This window comes from Aestuariimicrobium sp. G57 (genome assembly GCF_050110855.1).
GTDB lineage: Bacteria > Actinomycetota > Actinomycetes > Propionibacteriales > Propionibacteriaceae > Aestuariimicrobium.
In genome coordinates, this window is record NZ_JBNINW010000003.1 from 460,659 (window position 1) to 475,637 (window position 14,979).

Sequence of the window (14,979 nt, forward strand, 5' to 3'; positions counted from 1 at the left end):
TTCACTCGAGCGAGTCACCGGCCAGCAACAACATCACGATCATGCCGATGAAGGCGCTCACCACCGAAACGACGATGAATCCCACACCCTTGACCCACGACAACCAGGTGACCGGTGCGCCGGGCATCAACCGCAGGGCTGGTGGCCTGTCCCAGAACCCCGACTCCGCGACGACAACCCAGCGCCAGCCCTGGCGCACCGAGGTCATGAGCGTGCCCCATCCCCTGCCCGGCAAGGCCCAGATGCTCACTCTCGCGCCATCCAGCGCGACGCTCTTGGGACCGGACACCGTCCGCACCCACAGCACTGAGCCCTGCACCGTGGCCAACGAGCCCGAGCCAATGGGCAGCACCAGCAACAGGAATACCGCCCCCAGAATGAATCCCATCAGTATGAGGGCGTCGTAGCTGGCCGGCATGACCGCGCCGTCATCCCGCGGCACTCCCGGCCAACCTTTGAAGACGTACCGGCACACCAGCGCGTAGACAGGTGCACCCAGGAGCAGGGCGCGCCCCGACCAGAGCAGCAGCAGGGCAATGAAGCGGCGCACGTCGATGTACACCCCGACATCGTCCCATCACCGGATCACCGCCCCGCGACGACCCTGCCAGACTGGACCCGTGGCGCTGACTCCCTTCAACCTGTCTGCAATCGGGCACGGCCTGCCCGTGGCCGCCGCCATCACACCCCTCAACGCCGCACTCGACCAGACCTCGACGGCAGTCATCCAGGCCCCGCCCGGCACCGGCAAGACCACCCTCGTGCCCCCCGTGCTCGCCAACCGGGTCGCCGGGCGCGTCGTGGTCACCCAGCCCCGCCGGGTCGCCGCGAAGGCCGCTGCCCGCCGGCTGGCCGAGCTCTCCCGGACGAACCTGGGCCACGAGGTCGGCTATGTGGTGCGGGGCGACCAGCAGGTCAACCGCGACACGCGGGTCGAGTTCTGCACCGCCGGTGTGCTGCTGCGCCGGCTGCTCAGCGACCCCGACCTGACGGGCATCGATGCCGTCGTCCTCGACGAGGTGCATGAGCGCGCCCTGGACACCGACCTCGCGTTCGCGATGCTGGTCGAGCTTCGCCAGCTTCGTCCAGAACTGCAGCTGGTGGTCATGTCGGCCACCCTCGACGCAGACCGCTGGGCGGCACTGCTCGACGACGCGCCGGTGGTCGCGGTGGCCGCCGACCTGCACCCGCTCGAGGTCACCTGGGCCCCCAGCCCAACCCCACGACTCGACGCCCGCGGCGTCACCCCCGCCTTCCTCGACCACCTCGCCACCCACGCCGAACTGGCCCTGGCAAGCCAGGATGCCCCCGATGCCGCCGTCCTCGTCTTTGCCCCCGGCGCCCGCGAATGCGACCAGGTCGTCCAGCGCCTGCGTATACGGGGCGTCACCGCCGAGGCCCTGCACGGCTCGCTCGACGTCCGCGCGCAGGACCGGGTGCTGCACGGCGCCGGTGAACGCCGCGTGGTCGTGGCCACCTCGGTCGCCGAATCGTCGCTGACCGTGCCGGGCGTGCGCGCGGTGGTCGATTCGGGCCTGTCCCGCGAGCCCCGCTTCGACGCCGGTCGTGGCATGACCGGGCTCGTCACCGTCAGCGAGGCCCGCGCGTCGGCCGAGCAGCGGGCCGGACGCGCCGCGCGCCTCGGGCCCGGGCTGGTGGTGCGGTGCTTCCCCGAATCGGACTGGGCCGGCATGCGCCGCTTCACCCCCGCCGAGATGCTTACCGCCGACCTCACCCAGGCCGCGCTCGACCTGGCGGTGTGGGGCTCCCCCGGCGGGGTCGGCCTGGCCCTGCCCGACCCGCCCCCGGCAGCTGCGTTGGCCGCCGCCACCGAGACCCTCACGGGGCTGGGCGCCCTTGACCCCGACGGTGGGGCCACCGACCTTGGACGACGCCTGGCCTGGATGCCGGTGGAGCCCCGACTGGGCCGCGCGCTGTTGACGGCAGCCCCCCAGGTCGGTGCGCAGCAGGCGGCCGAAGTCGTGGCGCTGCTGGCCTCGGATGTCCGGGCCGAGGGCGCCGACCTGGTCGCGGCCTGGCGCGCGGCACGCTCGTCCGGGCCGGCGGGGTGGAAGCACGAGGCGAAACGACTCGCCAGACTGGTCACCGACTCGCCGCGCACGACCGGGATCGAGGACGACCAGGTGGTCGCACGCGTGGTCGCGGCCGCGTTCCCCGATCGGGTGGCCAGGCGGCGTGGCAGCGGCGATGACTACCTGCTGGCCTCGGGCACCGGCGTCGAACTGCCCCGGGACTCCCGGCTGCGGGGACAGGAATGGCTGGCGGTGGCCGAGATGTCCCGGGTCGGCGAACGGGCACTGGTGCGTACGGCGGCACCCATCACCCAGGACGACGCACTCCCGGCGGCCGGGGCACTGCTGGTCGACGACACGACGGCAACCTGGGTGAACGGCAAGGTGGCGGCACGGCGGGTGAAGCGACTGGGAGCCATCGTGCTGACCGAGACGCCCATGCGACCCGACCGCGCACTCGGCCGCGCAGCCGTCCGGCATGGGTTGGCAGAGCAAGGATTGCAGGTGGTACTGGGCTGGGACGATGCGGTCGAAGCGCTGCGCCGGCGGCTGGCACTGCTGCACCAGGTCATCGGTGACCCCTGGCCCGCCGTCGACGACACCTCGCTGCTGGCCAGGGCCGACGAGTGGCTGGGCCCAGAACTCGACCGCCTGGCCGAGGGCACCCCGGCCGAACGGCTCGACCGGGTCACCGCGCTGCGCCGGCTGCTGCCCTGGCCCGCGGCCGGACGCCTCGACGAGCTGGCGCCTGAACGACTCGAGGTGCCGTCCGGGTCGAAGATCAGGCTCGACTACCCGGCCGACCCGCACGACCGGGTGGTGTGCGCGGTCAAGCTGCAGGAATGCTTCGGCATGGTCGAAACGCCACGCCTCGTGGATGGCCGCGTGCCGGTGTTGATGCACCTGCTGTCGCCAGCGCGTCGTCCGCTGGCAGTGACCGACGACCTGGCCTCGTTCTGGGTCAACGCCTACCCGCAAGTGCGGGCCGAGAACCGCGGCCGCTACAGCAAACACCCGTGGCCCGACGACCCACTGACCGCCCCACCGAAACGGGGTACGAAGAACTCGGGCCGCTGAGGGCCGGCGGTGGCAGGATCGGAACCATGAGTGACGAACCAGCAAAGAAGACGGCGGCGAAGAAGGCGGGCACGGACGACGGCAGCTTCAGCGCCGAGGAACGCGCGGCCATCAAACAGGCCGCCGCCGAGAAGCGCCGCACCGCCAAGGGTAAGAACACCGAGGACGACGTGCTCGCCGCACTGGCGGCCATGGACGACAGCGACCGCGCCATCGGCGAGGGGCTGCACCGGATCGTCAAGGAGGTCGCACCGGACGTGACCGCCCGCACCTGGTACGGATTTCCCGCGTACGGCCGGGGCAAAGAGGTGACGATCTTCTGGCAGTTTGCGGGCAAGTTCAAGAGCCGCTACGGGCACATCGGCTTCAACGACACCGCCCAGCTCGACGACGGTTCGATGTGGGCGACGGCGTATGCCATCACCGAGTGGAACGACGAGAACGAGGCGCGTGTGCGCGAACTGGTCATCCGGGCGTTGGGCGTGGGTATGGAGTAGGTGTCACCGGTGCGCGAAGTTTCGTGCACTCACACAGGGAAAACTGCGGCCTGGACGCAGATTTCCCCGTTTGATTGCACGCTGCTTCGGGGCGACCCAACGTAGCGTGGGGTCATGGCAGACCAAGAACGACCCGACCCACCGAAGACCCCCGTCTGGGAACCTCCCCTGGCCGGGTCGGACGCCCAGCACCTGGCGGGCATGCTCGACCGGCTGCGCTACACGTTCCGCTGGAAGGCCGACGGGCTGACCCGCGAACAACTGGGCCAGACCCTGCCGCCGTCGATGCTCAGCATCGGCGTGCTGCTGAAACACCTGGCCGTGTGCGAGGACGACATCTTTGCCTGGCGCATCAACGGCGAACCGCCCGAGGCATGGCTCAGCGCACTCGACGACGTCGACCCCGCCGTGTGGCAGTTCACCCTCACCGACGACGACACCGCCGAGCAGCTCTACGACCTGTACGACCAGTCGGTCATACGTTCACGACGACGGATGGCCGAGATCATCGCGGCGGACCGGCTCGACGCCCAGGCGCACCAGGAGTGGGACGGCGTGCACCTGAGCGTGCGGCGCTGCATCAGCGACTTCATCGAAGAACTCGGCCGCCACACGGGGCATGCCGACCTGATCCGTGAGGCAGTCGACGGACGGGTGGGTGAAGACCCGGACGACGAGTGGACCCCGCCGGCGGCGTGGGCCTGAGCCGCTACATCTAACGTGCCGCCAACACCTGCTTCAACGTCAGCGGCTCACGCCCCGTGATGTCGTGCACCGCCGTCGAGACCGCCGCCACCTCACCCGCAGCGATCGCCAGGTAGGTCGAGACCCACGCCTCGACCTGCCACGCCGGGGCCTGCAGCCGGGCGCGTGACCGATGGGCCTGTTCGACCGACTCCCGCACGTACGTGACGTGGCGCCCCGTGCTCTGGCTGATGATCTGCGCCGCCTCGTCGAGCGTCAACGCCTCGCGGCCGGTGAGGTCATATGCAACGTTGTGGTGAGCTCCCGGGTCACACAGCACCTGCGCTGCCACCCGGACGACGTCCGCTCTGGCCACGGCCGCGACTCGACCGTCGCCCGCCGGCCCCCGGATCACCCCGGACTCGTCGGCCAGGTGTGGCAGGAAGTCGAGGTAGAAGCTGTCCCGCAGAAACGTGTACGCCATGCCCGAGTCGCGGATTGCCTGCTCGGTGGCCCAGTGGTCACGGGCCAGGGTGAAGGTCGCATCCGGGGCAGCGCCCTGGAACGAGGTGTAGACCACATGCCGAACCCCCGCCTCGGCGGCGGCCGCCACGAAGGACCGATGCTGGGTCAACCGGTCGGCGCTCTCGGAGGCCGAGACCATGAACAGCAGGTCAACGCCCCTGAGTGCCGTCACCGCTGCGGCGTGTTCGCCGTAGCCGGCCCCGCGTACGTCGCGCACCCCTGGCAGGTGCGGCATCCGGGGGCTCGTGGGGTCGCGCACCACCAGGCGCGGTGACAGGCCGGCGTCGTCGAGCTGGCGCGCGACCTGGCCACCGAGGTATCCGGTGGCACCGGTGATCGCGACGGTCGTCATCTTCCGATTGTGCCCCTCGGCGCAGCCGTCGGCAGCACCCCTGCAGATTTGCGCCCGGTTCAGCGGCGGAAGAACCGCTTCCAGCCATCGCGACCCGCCGCACGACGCTCGGCCTGTGACATCAGGTCATCAGGGGCGATGGGCGTGGCCTGCGAGGACGGAGCCTGTGGGGTCGGTGCCTGCGGGGTCGGTGCCTGCGGGGTCGGTCGATAGATGGGCCGGTGCGCCGGGTTCGTCGACGCGAACGGTGGGCGCGGTTGGCCCACGGGGCGACGGCTGGTGGTCCGGTCCGCCGGGTCCGCCGGGTCCGGCGGTGCCGCAGGCGTCGATTCGGCGGGGGTCGCCGCCAGCGGGCTGTGCGGTGAGTGTGGGTCGGCCAGCCCCAACAACGCCGTCTCGATGCGGGTCAATCGGGCTGCCACCTGCGTCGCCGAGGGACGCAGCTCCGGCCGCTTCGCCAACATCTCGCCGAGCAATTGCGCCAGTTGCGGCGGTGTCTCGGGCCGGGCATTGGTGATGGGCGGCGGCACGTCCATGGCATGCGCGCGGGCGACCTCGATGGGGTCCGGGTTCACGAACGGTGGTCGTCCTGCCAGCATCGACGTGAGCAGGCAGGCCAGGGAGTAGATGTCGCTCGGCGGCTGCACCAGTCGCCCGCGGGCCTGCTCGGGCGACATGTAGGCCGCTGTGCCGATCGCCATCGCCGGCGAGGTCAGCGACAATGCCGTCGCCTGGTTCTCGAGCCGCGCGATGCCGAAGTCGACGATCTTGGTCACCCGGTCATGCAGCATCACATTGCCGGGTTTGATGTCGCGGTGCGTGATGCCGATGGCGTGCGCTGCCGCCAGTCCGCGCGCCACCTGCGCCCCCATGTGGACGACCTTGTCGAGTGGCAATCGACCGCCCGTCGCGGGCGTGTCGGCGATCATCCGGGCCACGCTGGGGCCGGTGAGCAACTCCATGACCATGAACGCCCGGTCGCCCTCAGACCCGGCGTCATAGATCGAGCAGACGTTCGGGTGCGACAGGTTCGCCATCGCGGTCGTCTCGCGCTGGAACCGCTTCAACGCCACGGGGTCAGCCTGTCGCGCGCCGCCCACGACCTTCACGGCGACCTCGCGCCCCAGCACCTCATCGGTGGCCTTCCAGACCTCGCCCATCGACCCGCGACCGACCACCTTGGTCAGGCGGTAGCGCTGGGCAAGCAGGGAAGTCATGCCCCCAGTCTGGCACGCCCCGGAACAGCGACCCCCCGCGAAAGCTAGTGCTGCGCCGCGACGGTCAGCGCCCAGGGCTGTCCCGGACGACCCGGGGCCACCAGCTCGGCGCCGTAATTGGCCAGCAGGTCGACGAGGTGCTGCGGCCGGGTCGGTACCTTCCCTGCCTCGCACAGCCGCCTGGCCACCAGGCCGCGCGTGAACTTCGCGAAGTGTGAGGCGCCGGGCACGTCGACGGTCACCCACGCCGAGGCCGTCACCGGACGCCACCACGACCTGTAGCTGCCCGAGCGCAGGTCGACCACCAGGCGGTCGTCGGCCTCGCTGTCCATGACAGCGGCAAGCTGGGCGCGCCACACGCTGCGGACGACCCCCAACCCCGGCAGCTGCACATCCGGCCCGAGGCGATAGGGCGCGATGCGGTCGGTCAGCCGCACCATGCCGTGCAGCGGTGAGCTGATCCGTACGCTCGACCGGGCCCTGCGCAGCGCCGTCCCCTGCAGTCCGGCCACGTCGAAGGCGTCGAACAACACGCCGTCGTAGACCTTCTCGGCGGGTGCCGCCGGCGCGGTGCGCCAGTCCAGGTTCGCGGCGACCTCGGCGCCCAGCGACTCCCCCACCCCCAGCACGTGCAAGGCATCGGGCGCCGCGCTGACCTGGGCCAGTGCATCGGCCACCGCCAGTCGCGTGGGCGTGAGGGCCGGCAGACTGAGCGCGTCCCAATCGGTCGGACGACCGCGCCGCACCACGGCCTTGCCCTCGGACGGAGGTAACAGGATGAACACGCAGACAGCGTAGTGGCGGCACGACGGGGCGCCGTGTCCTACCGTGGAGCCACGGGCCGGTACGCCAACCAGACGGGGGCCGAAATGCGTCAATTCATCCGCACGGTGCAGGACTTCGCGCTGCTCGTCGCCCGGTTGGTCGTGGGTGCGATCATGATCGTCCACGGGGTGCGCAGATTCCAGGCCGGGCCGGACGCGATCGCCGACAAGGTCGAGGCACTGGGCCTGCCCTGGGCAGAGGTGATCGCCTGGGCGACGATCGGCTTCGAGGTGGTCGGCGGCATCCTGCTGGTGTTCGGCCTTGTCACCCCGTTGATCGGCGGCCTGCTGCTGGTTGAACAGGGGGTGCTGGTCTTCGCCCAGAAGTTCGGCAACGGTTTCGACGTGATGGACGGTGGCTACGAGTACAACATGGCGCTGGCGGCGCTGGGCCTGCTGCTGATGGCCTTCGGGTCGGGGCGCGCCGGCATCGACGTGCTGCTGGGCGGCAACGCCAACGACGACCGCGAAGAATCCGAGGAGCGGTTCATCCGCGATGCTGATCCGGCATGATCGCTCACAGCCCATTCACAGCATCCGCACAGCGGGGACATGGCGCGCGATGACACGCTTGGTTCCATGACCACTCCTGCGCGCGAACAGCTGCGGCGCCCCGATGGCAGCGCGATCACCGTGCTCGCCGTCGACGACCAGCCCAGCATCACTGAACTGCTCGGCATGGCGATGCGTTACGAGGGCTGGCAGGTCGTCACCGCCGCCTCGGGCCGCGAAGCCGTGAAGCAGGCCAAGGAGTCACGCCCCGACCTGGTCATCCTCGACTGGATGCTGCCCGATTTCGAGGGCCCCGAGGTGATGAGGCGCATCCGCGTCGACCAGCCGGACGTCCCGGTGATCTTCCTGACGGCCCGGGACGCCGTGAACGACCGCGTCGCCGGTTTGACCGCCGGCGGCGACGACTACGTCACCAAGCCGTTCAGCGTCGAAGAGCTGATCGCCCGGGCGCGGGGGCTGCTGCGCCGCAGCGGTGCGACCGCCGCCCAGGACGAGTCGGTGCTGACGGTGGGCGACCTGGTGCTGAACGAGGATTCCCACGAGGTGTACCGCGGCGGCGACGAGATCCACCTGACCGCGACCGAGTTCGAGCTGCTGCGCTACCTGATGCGCAACCCGCGCCGGGTGCTGTCGAAGGCGCAGATTCTCGACCGGGTGTGGGCCTATGACTTCGGTGGCCAGGCGAACGTGGTCGAGCTGTACATCAGCTACCTGCGCCGCAAGATTGACGCCAACCGCGACCCGATGATCCACACCATGCGCGGCGCCGGTTACGTGCTGCGCCCGGCATGAGGGGCAGGCCATGAAGGGCCCACTCACGCGGCGGCTGACCTGGCAGGTCGCGCTCGTCGTGGCGCTCGTGGCCGCTGCTGTCGCCGCGGTCGCGTGGCTGGCCATGCGCAATACCGTCATGAACCAGGTCGACACCTCGCTGCACCAGGCCGCCACCCGGCAGTTGCGCCCCGGCCCGGGCGACCAGGACCCGGCCGGCGCCAATGAGCTCGGCAACCCCATTGGCACGATCTTCGTCGAGCAGGTGCCGGGGGTGCTACGGGTGGGCATGGTCGCCGAGGGTGAGCTGAAGGTGCCCAGCACTGAGGCCATCCAGACACTGCTCGACCAACCGCGCGACGGGCAGCCGCATACCGTCGAACTCGCCGGCCTGGGTGACTACCGGGTGCTCGCCCAGACAGTCACGTCCCAGGACGGCCGGTTCGAGATCGTCAAGATCACCGGCCTGCCGCTGGGTCAGACCGACCAGCTGTTGGCACGGGTCGCCCTGGTCGAGGTGGCGCTCGTGCTCGCCGCGGTGGTCATCGCCGTCATCGCCACCCGGCTGGTCGTCACCCGGGCGCTGCGACCCCTTTACCGGGTCGCCGCCACCGCCCACGAGGTCTCCCAGCTCGAACTCGACCGCGGCGAGGTGGTCGTGCCCAACCGTGTCAGTGACTCCGATGCCGACCCCTCTTCCGAGGTGGGGCAGGTCGGCCAGGCGCTCAACCACCTGCTCGGCAATGTCGAGGGGGCCCTGGCGGTGCGCCAGCAGTCCGAGACCAAGCTGCGCCGCTTCGTCGCGGATGCCTCGCACGAGCTGCGCAACCCGCTCGCTGCGATCCGCGGCTATGCCGAACTGACCCGCCGCGACCGTGACACCCTGCCGCAAGCCACGGCCCATGCGCTGTCACGCATCGACGCCGAATCGGCCCGGATGGGCCTGCTCGTCGAAGACCTGCTGCTGCTCGCACGTCTGGACGCCGACCCCCAGCTCACGATCGGGCCCGTCGACGTCGTCGAGCTGGTGCTGCAGGCCACCAGCGATGCCCGCGCCGCCGGCCCCGACCACGACTGGCACCTTGCCCTTCCTGACGAGCCCGTCGCCGTCAGCGGTGATGCCCACCGGATCACCCAGATGGTCACCAACCTGCTGGGCAATGCCCGCACCCACACCCCTGCCGGCACCCGCGTCACCGTCTCGGTGGCACGCGACGGCGACCGCGTGCTGGTGCGCGTGCATGACAACGGCCCGGGTGTCGACCCGGCCATCATCGACCAGGTCTTCGAACGGTTCGCCCGCGCCGACACCGCGCGGGCGCACACCGACGAACCGAGCACGGGGCTGGGCCTGGCCATCGTGGCGGCCCTGGCCCAGGCGATGGGTGGCCGTGCCAGCGTGCAGAGCACGCCCGGCGACACCACGTTCACCCTGGATTTCGCCGCAGCGTCAGCAGTATTCCCGGGTGCCTGACCAGCAGGATGCCCAGATGTAGACCGAGCCGGCCTCATTGCCCTGCACCGTCGACCGTGGGTAGTAGTCGACGATCTGGCCGTTCACGAACTCCAGCCCGCCGGTGCGCTCGTCCTGCTTGCCCATCCAGGTCAGCACGGCGGTACCCGTCTCTTTGTTGAGCTCGGGCAGCACCTTCTTGGCCTCGGCCTGGAACGCCGGGCGCCCGACACCGGCCTCTTTGCTGACCGCACGCACCGACAGCCGTGCCAGGCCATTGCCCTCGGGGGCCTCGATGAACGTGATCAGGTAATCGACATTGTTGGCCGACTTGGTGCAGCTGTTCAGCGTGCCCCGGGCCGTGCACTTGTAGCCGTTGGCCGTGAGCACCTTGTCACGGTCGGCGGGCTGCACCTCGAAGTAGCGGGGCTTGACGTCCTGGGGCACCCAGTCCTCGATCCACATCACCACACTGCCGCGCTTGTTGCCGCGGTAGCGAACATCCCCGAGCTTGTCGTCGGAGGTGTAGCCGGGAGCGGCACCCGCGGCGATGCGCGACTTGATGGTGGCCGCCTGGTCGGTGGTGGCGAACTGCTCGATCAGTTCGTCCGAGACCTGCTTGGCGATCGTTGCCTGCGCATCCTCCTGCACCTCGAGCGCGACTCGTCCAAGACCCCCGGACGTCGTCGCCCCCACATAGGCGATCATGTACGGCGCCGCCCCGAAGTGGGTGCAGATCGTCGACTGGATGCCCGAGGTGCCTTCTTCGGTGCAGGTGAACTTGTTGGCCTTCAGGTAGTCGATGGCCGTGTCATAGGTGCCCTCGCCCGGGGCCTTGACCGTCGGGGTCGGCGACGGCGTGGGAGCACCTGTCGTCGCACCCGTGGTCTGACCCGTGGTGTCCTGGCCGGACGAGCCCCGGTCGCGGCTGAGCACCAGCCCGGTGGCCACGGCCGCGATGAGTGCCAGTCCGACGCCGCCGGCGATCAGCGGGGTGAGGTTCGACTTCTTCTTCGGCGGCTGGTTCGACGGCTGGTAGGGCGCCTGGCCCGGGCCGGTCTGGTACCCCGTCTGGTACCCGGTCTGGGGACCCTGCGGGCCCGTCTGGTAACCGGTGTTGTTCCAGGTGCCGGTGGTGTTCCAGCCGGCGCTGGCGGGCGACGAACTGCCCGGCGACGAGGGGTACTGCGGCGCGGACGTGGGACCACTGGGCGGCTGCTGCCCCCAGCCGCCGGTGTTCTGGCCCTGGTTGGCCCACGGGTCGGCCGAGGGCTGGTTGCCCGGCTGTGTCCAGGGGCTGTTCTGGGTGTTGTCCCAGCCCCCCTGGGGGTTCTGACCGTAGTTGCCGCCGTTGTTGCTCACCGCACCAGACTACGTGGCATCGGGCCCATCGCTGATATCCCCGAGCCCTCGAGTGCGGGTTGAGGGCAGGGTTGGCACATCACGCGCCCACGGCAGACGATGGGGCCATGCGCCTGCCCCGATTGCGTCATTCCCTCATCGGACTGGTCAGCCTCGCCCTCATGGGCACCGGGCTGGTCGCCGCCACCGCACCCACCGCCAGCGCCGCCACCGATGCCGAGGTCGAGGTGTTCCTGGCCACGCTGGCCCCCGGCGCCAAGGACAGCTGGTACCGCTTCGGCGTACCGGCCTCGGTCACCCTGGCCCAGGCCGCGCTCGAGTCGGGCTGGGGTTCGTCCAAGCTGTCGGGCGCACCCAACAACAACTACTTCGGCATCAAGTGCGGGCGCCTCAGCGCCCCCTGGGACAGCCCCTACCAGAACGGCTGCGTCGCGATGGTGACCACCGAGTACGACTCGAGCGGACGGGCCTACCAGATCACCGACTGGTTCAGGACCTATGCCTCGCCGGCGATGAGCATGGTCGACCACGGCTACTACCTCAAGACGCGCGGGCTCTACGACAAGGCATTCCTGGTCAATGAAGACCCCGTGCAGTTCGCGGTCGAGGTGCGCAAGGGCGGGTATGCCACCGACCCCAACTACGCCAACCTGCTCAAGACGCTGATGGACCAGCGCAACATGTACCGCTTCGACTGGCGCACCGGTGTCGGCTCGGCCCCCAGCGCGGGGGTGGGCGGTGCGGCGACGAAGCTCGCGACCGGCGGGGTGGTCAAGGCCGATGACCAGTTGCCGAACACTCCCCCGGTGGTGCTGGCCAAGAGGGCCGGGCTTGACACGACCGGGCTGACCCCGGTGGCTGAGCCGTCATCGACGGGGACGAGCAGTGCCCCGGCCACGACGAACGCCCCGGCGAGCACGGCCAGCGTGCCCGCGAGCCCATCGGCCCCGGCGTCCACTGCGGCGGCGGCAGCATCGTCCACGACGGGCGCGAATCGTGAGTACCAGGTGCAGGCCCGCCCGCTGCCGAGCACGGGAGCCTAGTCTTGCCCCATGAGCAACATCGTCGTGTTCAGCGGGGTCGCCCCGTTCGATGACCCCTGGCACCCCTTCCACGAGACGTCCACCGAGATCGCCCGCGTGCTCGACGGCCACGACGTCGTCGTGCGGGACGCCCACCCCGAAGTGCTCGCCTCGCTCGACGGGGTCGACCTGCTCATCGTGAACGCCGGCGGTGGCGGACCCGATGCGGTCGTACCCGACCCGGCCGACTGGGCCGATGCCTATGCCGCGGCCGAAGCGTGGCATGGCACGGGCGGGGCGATCCTGGCAGTGCACACCGGGCTCAACTCGTTCACCGGCTGGGGCGCCTGGCCCCAGATCATCGGTGGGCGGTGGGTGCGGGGCACGTCCGGCCACCCCGAGCGCAGTGTGGCGGTGTTCGAGCCGGCAGCGGGCGCCGACCAGCACCCGATCCTGGTCGGGCTCGACCAGGTGCAGGTCTATGACGAGCGCTACTGGCACCTGGCCATCGGGCCGGACGTGACGCCGCTGCTGCACCACGAGACGGGCGAGCAGTTCCACGTGATGGCGTGGGCGCGCGACCCCGGGCACGGCCAGGGACGCGTGGTCTACGACGGGCTGGGGCATGACGCCCGCTCGTACCATTCGGCCCCGCGCCGCGACCTGCTGCACCGTGAGGTGGAATGGTTGCTGCACGCGAGGTGAGTCGTGTGCCACTAGCCTGAAGACCATGCTGCTGTCTGATCGCGACATCCTTGCCCAGGTCGACCAGGGCCGCATCGCCCTGGACCCCTGGACCCCCGAGATGGTGCAGCCGTCCAGCGTCGACGTGCGCCTCGACCGGTTCTTCCGGGTCTTCGAGAACCACCGCTACCAGGTGATCGACCCGGCCGACGACCAGCCCGACCTGACCCGGCTCGTCGAGCCGACCGGCGACGAGCCCTTCGTGCTGCACCCCGGCGAGTTCGTGCTGGGCGCGACCTATGAACAGGTCACGCTGCCCGATGACATCGCCGCCCGCCTCGAGGGCAAGTCATCTCTGGGCCGACTGGGCCTGCTGACCCACTCGACGGCCGGGTTCATCGACCCCGGCTTCGTGGGGCATGTGACCCTGGAGCTGTCGAACGTGGCCAACCTGCCGATCAAGCTCTACCCGGGCATGAAGATCGGGCAGTTGTGCTTCTTCCAGCTGAGCTCGGCCGCGCAGAACCCGTACGGCAGCGCTGTGAACAAGTCGCGCTACCAGGGCCAGCGGGGTCCGACGGCCAGCCGCAGCCACCTGAACTTCCACCGGACGGACATCCCGGCGGGCGAGGCCTGAGGAGCCCCAGCTGTCAGAACGCCGGCTTGCGGCGCACCGTCATGGTGCGGTCGCCGAACGAGACCACCTGGCCCTCGCGCACACGCACCTGGACACCGGGTTGGCACGGCTCGAGGTCGCCGCGCACATTCACCACGGCCGTGCCATTGGTCGAGCCGGTGTCGGTGATCCACAGCCCGCGGGTGTCGACCCCGACCTGCAGGTGGTTCTTCGAGACCGCGTGCCCGCCGTCACCCGCCGGCACCAGCCGCGCATCGGCCACACCGACGGGCTGGGTCGGCTTGCGGCCGATCACGACCAGGCCCGTCACGTCGACCTGTCGTCCGTCGTCGAGCACGATGTACCAGCCCTCGTTGCCCGCGCGGGGCGCCGCCTGGGGACGCACCGCCAGATGGGTGCCGCCCTCGTCATCAGCGAGGTCGAGGCGACGTGGACGCACCGCGGTCTCACCCTGGTCGCTGCCCGGCGGTCGCTGCCACTGTTGCTGCGGCGCCGGCGCGGGCTGGCGCCCGGTCGGGGGCTCGGGCATGCCGACTGGCTGTTGCGGCACCGCTGCGGGTGCGCTGGGTGGACGCCACGTGGCCTCGCCCATGGGCTGCACGGGCACGGCGCCCGGTGCTGCCTGACCCGTGTAGCCGCCGCCGAACATCGCCGCCTGCCGCGCAATCTCTGCGGGGTCGGTCACCGGCTGCGGTGCCTGTTCGCGTCCCTCGAAGGCCTTCGCGACAAGGTGGGGCGGCAGCGCGACCGTGGTCGAGTGGTTGGTGCGGGGTGCGGCCACCGACCTCGGTTTGCCGACCACCCGCTCACGGGCCCTGATCGCCACCGACTTCGCCGCAAGGTCGTGCCAGCCCTGGTGCCGCTCGTGGATCAGCAGGAAGATCAGCATGAAGACCCCGCCGACGACCGTGCCCATCAGCGCTGACCAGACGAGCTGGCGCAAGAAGTAACGCCACCAGCCGACCGGGCGACCATCGGTCAACCCGACCAGCTGCAGCTTCATCACCGAGAAACCGACGCCGGCCCCACGGGTGCCGTAGCCCCACCAGAGCAGCAGGCCCCACGCCAGTTGCAGCAGCCCCAGCCCGATCAGCACGACCAGGGCCACGCTCTGGCTCTCGATGCGTGGCTGCAGCCACCAGGCCAGGGTGCCCAGCACCGCCGGCACCGACACGTCGATCAGCCAGGCCACCAGCCGAGAGAACAGCGGGGCGACCTGCACGCCCTTCGGCATGTTGCGGGCCATCATGTCCTTCCCGGGGTCGAAGGAGGAGCGCTCTGCGCATCGTCAACGCAGACCGTCGGCAGCAGGGGCTGCCTATCAGCAC

General features: G+C 70.3%; 15 protein-coding genes. 9 read left to right on the forward strand and 6 right to left on the reverse strand.

Annotation, left to right across the window (positions count from 1 at the left end; translation table 11 throughout):
* Position 1 precedes the first annotated feature (1 nt).
* Entirely contained in the window at positions 2–562 is a 561-nt protein-coding gene (locus ACQCX5_RS09245; protein WP_434541737.1) for a hypothetical protein, read from the reverse strand.
* On the opposite strand from ACQCX5_RS09245, the gene hrpB reads away from it, so the two are divergent.
* The 3 genes from hrpB to ACQCX5_RS09260 all read left to right on the forward strand — a co-directional run bounded on the left by hrpB (position 555) and on the right by ACQCX5_RS09260 (position 4,312).
* Positions 555–3,110: an ATP-dependent helicase HrpB gene (gene hrpB / locus ACQCX5_RS09250; protein ID WP_434541903.1), complete on the forward strand. Its 2,556-nt coding sequence runs from the start codon at positions 555–557 to the stop codon at positions 3,108–3,110. The two genes, ACQCX5_RS09245 and hrpB, sit on opposite strands and share 8 nt — an antisense overlap.
* A gap of 26 nt (positions 3,111–3,136) precedes the next feature.
* Positions 3,137–3,607, forward strand: coding sequence for a hypothetical protein (locus tag ACQCX5_RS09255; RefSeq protein WP_434541738.1), 471 nt, complete (start codon positions 3,137–3,139; stop codon positions 3,605–3,607).
* Positions 3,608–3,721: 114 nt separating this feature from the next.
* Positions 3,722–4,312 (forward strand): DUF664 domain-containing protein, encoded by a 591-nt coding sequence (locus tag ACQCX5_RS09260; protein ID WP_434541739.1) that lies wholly within the window; start codon positions 3,722–3,724, stop codon positions 4,310–4,312.
* A 10-nt stretch (positions 4,313–4,322) separates the two neighbouring features.
* Here the strand turns inward: ACQCX5_RS09260 and ACQCX5_RS09265 are convergent, their stop codons facing one another.
* The 3 genes from ACQCX5_RS09265 to ACQCX5_RS09275 are packed head-to-tail and all read right to left on the reverse strand — an operon-like array spanning position 4,323 to position 7,170.
* Positions 4,323–5,168, reverse strand: a complete 846-nt coding sequence (locus tag ACQCX5_RS09265) for an SDR family oxidoreductase (protein WP_434541740.1) — start codon at positions 5,166–5,168, stop codon at positions 4,323–4,325.
* Between the two features lie 59 nt (positions 5,169–5,227).
* On the reverse strand, positions 5,228–6,385 hold the full coding sequence (locus ACQCX5_RS09270) for a protein kinase domain-containing protein (RefSeq protein WP_434541741.1): 1,158 nt from the start codon (positions 6,383–6,385) through the stop codon (positions 5,228–5,230).
* A 44-nt stretch (positions 6,386–6,429) separates the two neighbouring features.
* On the reverse strand, positions 6,430–7,170 hold the full coding sequence (locus tag ACQCX5_RS09275) for a YaaA family protein (protein ID WP_434541742.1): 741 nt from the start codon (positions 7,168–7,170) through the stop codon (positions 6,430–6,432).
* 84 nt (positions 7,171–7,254) lie between these two features.
* Here ACQCX5_RS09275 and ACQCX5_RS09280 point away from each other — a divergent pair, with 84 nt between their 5' ends.
* The 3 genes from ACQCX5_RS09280 to ACQCX5_RS09290 all read left to right on the forward strand — a co-directional run bounded on the left by ACQCX5_RS09280 (position 7,255) and on the right by ACQCX5_RS09290 (position 9,967).
* On the forward strand, positions 7,255–7,722 hold the full coding sequence (locus ACQCX5_RS09280) for a DoxX family protein (RefSeq protein WP_434541743.1): 468 nt from the start codon (positions 7,255–7,257) through the stop codon (positions 7,720–7,722).
* A 66-nt stretch (positions 7,723–7,788) separates the two neighbouring features.
* Positions 7,789–8,514, forward strand: coding sequence for a response regulator transcription factor (locus ACQCX5_RS09285; RefSeq protein ID WP_434541744.1), 726 nt, complete (start codon positions 7,789–7,791; stop codon positions 8,512–8,514).
* 10 nt (positions 8,515–8,524) lie between these two features.
* Positions 8,525–9,967: a sensor histidine kinase gene (locus tag ACQCX5_RS09290; protein ID WP_434541745.1), complete on the forward strand. Its 1,443-nt coding sequence runs from the start codon at positions 8,525–8,527 to the stop codon at positions 9,965–9,967.
* Here ACQCX5_RS09290 and ACQCX5_RS09295 read toward each other — a convergent pair.
* The gene (locus tag ACQCX5_RS09295; protein ID WP_434541746.1) at positions 9,944–11,308 is read right to left on the reverse strand and encodes a hypothetical protein; all 1,365 of its coding nucleotides are present in this window, start codon (positions 11,306–11,308) and stop codon (positions 9,944–9,946) included. The genes ACQCX5_RS09290 and ACQCX5_RS09295 overlap by 24 nt on opposite strands.
* A gap of 107 nt (positions 11,309–11,415) precedes the next feature.
* Between ACQCX5_RS09295 and ACQCX5_RS09300 the strand changes: the two genes are divergently transcribed.
* From ACQCX5_RS09300 to dcd, 3 genes are read left to right on the forward strand one after another with little or no spacing between them, the layout of a single operon-like run.
* Positions 11,416–12,351 (forward strand): glucosaminidase domain-containing protein, encoded by a 936-nt coding sequence (locus ACQCX5_RS09300; protein WP_434541747.1) that lies wholly within the window; start codon positions 11,416–11,418, stop codon positions 12,349–12,351.
* 9 nt (positions 12,352–12,360) lie between these two features.
* Positions 12,361–13,035 (forward strand): ThuA domain-containing protein, encoded by a 675-nt coding sequence (locus tag ACQCX5_RS09305; RefSeq protein WP_434541748.1) that lies wholly within the window; start codon positions 12,361–12,363, stop codon positions 13,033–13,035.
* 25 nt (positions 13,036–13,060) lie between these two features.
* Entirely contained in the window at positions 13,061–13,651 is a 591-nt protein-coding gene (gene dcd / locus ACQCX5_RS09310) for a dCTP deaminase (protein ID WP_434541749.1), read from the forward strand.
* A 13-nt stretch (positions 13,652–13,664) separates the two neighbouring features.
* On the opposite strand, the gene ACQCX5_RS09315 is transcribed toward dcd, so the two are convergent.
* Positions 13,665–14,897, reverse strand: coding sequence for an RDD family protein (locus ACQCX5_RS09315; RefSeq protein ID WP_434541750.1), 1,233 nt, complete (start codon positions 14,895–14,897; stop codon positions 13,665–13,667).
* Between the last annotated feature and the right edge of the window lie 82 nt (positions 14,898–14,979).

Excerpts from the sequence above, each read along its gene's own strand:
- hrpB (WP_434541903.1), top strand. The coding sequence starts at position 555 with ATGTACACCCCGACATCGTCCCATCACCGGATCACCGCCCCGCGACGA.
- ACQCX5_RS09255 (WP_434541738.1), top strand. The coding sequence starts at position 3,137 with ATGAGTGACGAACCAGCAAAGAAGACGGCGGCGAAGAAGGCGGGCACG.
- ACQCX5_RS09260 (WP_434541739.1), top strand. The coding sequence starts at position 3,722 with ATGGCAGACCAAGAACGACCCGACCCACCGAAGACCCCCGTCTGGGAA.
- ACQCX5_RS09265 (WP_434541740.1), bottom strand. The coding sequence starts at position 5,168 with ATGACGACCGTCGCGATCACCGGTGCCACCGGATACCTCGGTGGCCAG.
- ACQCX5_RS09270 (WP_434541741.1), bottom strand. The coding sequence starts at position 6,385 with ATGACTTCCCTGCTTGCCCAGCGCTACCGCCTGACCAAGGTGGTCGGT.
- ACQCX5_RS09280 (WP_434541743.1), top strand. The coding sequence starts at position 7,255 with ATGCGTCAATTCATCCGCACGGTGCAGGACTTCGCGCTGCTCGTCGCC.
- ACQCX5_RS09285 (WP_434541744.1), top strand. The coding sequence starts at position 7,789 with ATGACCACTCCTGCGCGCGAACAGCTGCGGCGCCCCGATGGCAGCGCG.
- ACQCX5_RS09290 (WP_434541745.1), top strand. The coding sequence starts at position 8,525 with ATGAAGGGCCCACTCACGCGGCGGCTGACCTGGCAGGTCGCGCTCGTC.
- ACQCX5_RS09300 (WP_434541747.1), top strand. The coding sequence starts at position 11,416 with ATGCGCCTGCCCCGATTGCGTCATTCCCTCATCGGACTGGTCAGCCTC.
- ACQCX5_RS09305 (WP_434541748.1), top strand. The coding sequence starts at position 12,361 with ATGAGCAACATCGTCGTGTTCAGCGGGGTCGCCCCGTTCGATGACCCC.
- dcd (WP_434541749.1), top strand. The coding sequence starts at position 13,061 with ATGCTGCTGTCTGATCGCGACATCCTTGCCCAGGTCGACCAGGGCCGC.
- ACQCX5_RS09315 (WP_434541750.1), bottom strand. The coding sequence starts at position 14,897 with ATGGCCCGCAACATGCCGAAGGGCGTGCAGGTCGCCCCGCTGTTCTCT.